The sequence below is a fragment of the Sphingomonas bacterium genome, from assembly GCF_903644135.1.
Classification (GTDB): Bacteria; Pseudomonadota; Alphaproteobacteria; order Sphingomonadales; family Sphingomonadaceae; genus Sphingomonas.
In genome coordinates this window covers 1-2,972 of the sequence record NZ_CAHJXA010000335.1, presented here as the reverse complement: position 1 = coordinate 2,972, position 2,972 = coordinate 1, and the positions used below count along the sequence as shown (strand labels likewise).

3 protein-coding genes are annotated in these 2,972 nt (G+C 70.5%); all 3 read left to right on the top strand.

Annotated elements, in window-relative coordinates; translation table 11 throughout:
• Positions 1-581, top strand: a 581-nt coding sequence (locus HUU96_RS15230; protein ID WP_254605245.1) for an RcnB family protein, incomplete at its 5' end; no start/stop codon positions are given.
• 71 nt (positions 582-652) lie between these two features.
• The gene (locus HUU96_RS13995) at positions 653-1,351 is read left to right on the top strand and encodes a prolyl hydroxylase family protein (RefSeq protein ID WP_174293358.1); all 699 of its coding nucleotides are present in this window, start codon (positions 653-655) and stop codon (positions 1,349-1,351) included.
• On the top strand, positions 1,348-2,972 hold a 1,625-nt coding region (recJ, locus tag HUU96_RS13990; RefSeq protein WP_254605244.1), incomplete at its 3' end, for a single-stranded-DNA-specific exonuclease RecJ. The genes HUU96_RS13995 and recJ, both read left to right, overlap by 4 nt.

Sequence of the window (2,972 nt, the reverse complement as noted above, 5' to 3'; positions counted from 1 at the left end):
GTGGCGGGCAGCCGCAGGGGTTCCGCCCCGATGCCGGTCAGCGCCAAGGCTATCAGCGTGACCCCAACCGCGGCGGCGGCCAGGCAGAGGATTACCGCCGCAACGACGGCCAGCCCGGCCGCGGCTTCAACGGCGACCCGAACCGCGGCGCGCAGCCCGGCTACCGCGGACCGCAAGGCGGGCAGGGCGGCTATGCCCCGCAAGCCGGTGGCCGCGGCCCCGGGCCGCAGAATCGCGCCGAGCAGGGCCAGTTCCGCGGCAATGGTGGTGGCTGGAACCGCGGCTGGCGCGGCGACAATCGTTACGATTGGGGAGGCTATCGCGCGCAGAACCGCTCTGCCTTCCACCTGCCGCGCTACTACGCGCCGCCAAGCTGGCGCTACGGCTATCGGCGCTTCTCGCCCAAGTTCACCCTGTCGGTGGGTCTGTTCGACCGAGGCTTCTGGATCGACGACGCCTATGCCTATCGCCTACCGCCGGCGCAGTGGCCCTATCAGTGGGTGCGCTACTACAACGACGCACTGCTGGTCGACGTCCGCACCGGCTATGTCGTCGACACGGTGTACGATATCTTCTGGTAAGCCGTGAACGCCCCGGCAGCGGATTGCTGCCGGGGCTTTTCTTCGCACGCCGGCGCGGGCAGGACGGCGGCATGTCGCTGTTCCGCCCATTCGCGTCCAAGCCCAAGGTCCCCGGCAGCGCCTCAGCTGCCCGTCAGCTCAGTGGGAAGACCGTCGGCGCGCGGCTGGAGGCTACGCCCGGCGTCACTCGCTATCCGACCGACGCCGTCCAGATTTATGCCCGGCCCAATTTCCTCCCCGTCGATGTGTGCGCGCGGCTGATCGCGCTGATCGACATCAATCGCCGCCCGTCGACACTGCTGTCCGACGAGACCGGGCCGGAGTTCCGCACCAGCGACAGCTGCGACATGGACCGCTGGGCTCCCGATGTCCGTCCGATCGACGAGGCGATCGCCGAGCTGCTCGGTATCGACCCGGCCAACACGGAGACGATGCAGGGTCAGCGCTATGCACCCGGTCAGCATTTCCGCGCGCATCACGACTATTTCCACCAGGCCGAAAGCTATTGGCAGAAGATGAGCGCGACCGGCGGCCAGCGCACATGGACGGCGATGGTCTACCTAAACGACGTCGAGGAGGGCGGAGCGACCTGGTTTCCACGCGCCGGCGTCCGCGTATCGCCCCAGCGCGGCCTGTTGCTGGCCTGGAACAACATGAACTTTGACGGCAGTCCCAATGAAGCGACGTTGCATGAAGGCATGGCGGTGGTGACCGGGGTCAAATACATCGTGACGAAATGGTTTCGCGAAGCCGCCTGGCTGGTCGCGTGACCTCTGGTCCGCCGCATGTGCTGGGTGTCGCTTCGTCCATCCTGGGGCAGCCTTGGCACTGGCGCGCGCTCGCTGCCGATCGGCGGGAGGATAGCGGCGGTGACGACCTCCTTACCCAGCTGCTGCTCGCTCGCGGCGCACCGCGCGAGGCGCTGGAGCGTCACCGGACGCCGTCGATCCGTGGCTTCATGCCCGACCCGTCGATCTTCCGCGACATGGACCGCGCCGCCGCCCGGCTGGCCGACGCGGTCGAAGCGCGCGAGCCGGTCGCGATCTTCGGCGACTATGACGTCGACGGCGCGACGTCGGCGGCGCTGCTGCTGCTGGTCCTGCGCGACTTGGGGCTGGAGGCGCGGCCGTACATTCCCGATCGGCTGACCGAGGGGTACGGTCCGTCCGGTCCGGCGATGTGCCGGCTTGCGGCCGAGGGTGCGACGCTGATCGTTACCGTCGACTGCGGCGCGCAGGCATTCGAGGCGCTGGCTGCGGCGCGCGACGCGGCGGTCGACGTGGTGGTGGTCGACCATCATCAATGCGCGTCGGCGCTCCCCCATGCCCATGCGGTGGTCAATCCCAACCGGCTCGACGAAGCCGAGGGCGCGGCGCACGGCCATCTTGCTGCGGTGGGCGTCTGTTTCCTGCTGGCGGCGGCGCTGCTGCGGACGTTGCGCGCACGCGGCTTCTTCGCGAGCCGGCCCGAGCCGCGGCTGATCGACCATCTCGACCTGGTCGCGCTCGGCACCGTCGCCGACGTTGCCCAGCTGCACGGTCTCAACCGCGCGTTCGTCGCCCAGGGGCTGAAGGTGATGGCCGCACGGCGCAACATCGGCCTTGCCGCGCTGATCGACGTGTCGCGGCTGACCAAGCCGCCCTCGGCGAGCGACATCGGCTTCGCACTCGGGCCGCGGATCAACGCCGGCGGCCGCGTCGGTCGGGCCGATCTCGGCGTCCGGCTGCTCACTACCCGTGACCCCGCCGAAGCTGCCGCGTTGGCCGCCGAACTCGGCCGCCTCAACGACGAGCGCCGGCTGGTCGAGGCTGGGGTGCAGGAAGCGGCAGCGGGTTTGGCGCTCGGCGATCGCCGTGTCGTCGTCGTCGCCGGTCATGGCTGGCACCAAGGCGTGATCGGCATCGTCGCCGGACGACTGAAGGAGGCGCTCGGCCGCCCCGCGATCGTCATCGCGCTGGACGAGAACGGCATCGGCAAGGGCTCGGGGCGGTCTATCGCGGGGATCGACCTGGGTCAGGCGGTGCTCGCGGCCAAGGAGGCGGGGCTGCTCGTCGCCGGCGGTGGTCATGCGATGGCGGCGGGGCTGACGATCGCCGCCAGCGACGTCGCCGCGTTCGCCGACTTCCTGGAGGAGCGGCTCGCCGCCAGGGTCGATCGTGCCCGCGAGGGACGCACGCTGCTGCTCGACGCGGTGCTGGCGGCGGGAGGGGTGACGCCGACGCTGGTCGAGTCGCTCGACGCCGGCGGCCCTTACGGCATGGGCTGGCCGAGCCCGCGGGTGGTCGCCGGGCCGGTCCGCATCGTCCGCGCCGAGGTGGTCGGCAACGGCCATGTCCGCGCCGTGGTCGCCGGCGACGATGGCCGCAGCTTGAAGGCGATGGCGTTCCGCTC

Bases quoted from the DNA above. Each gene is read 5' to 3' on its own strand.
- HUU96_RS13995 (WP_174293358.1), top strand. From the start codon at position 653: ATGTCGCTGTTCCGCCCATTCGCGTCCAAGCCCAAGGTCCCCGGCAGC.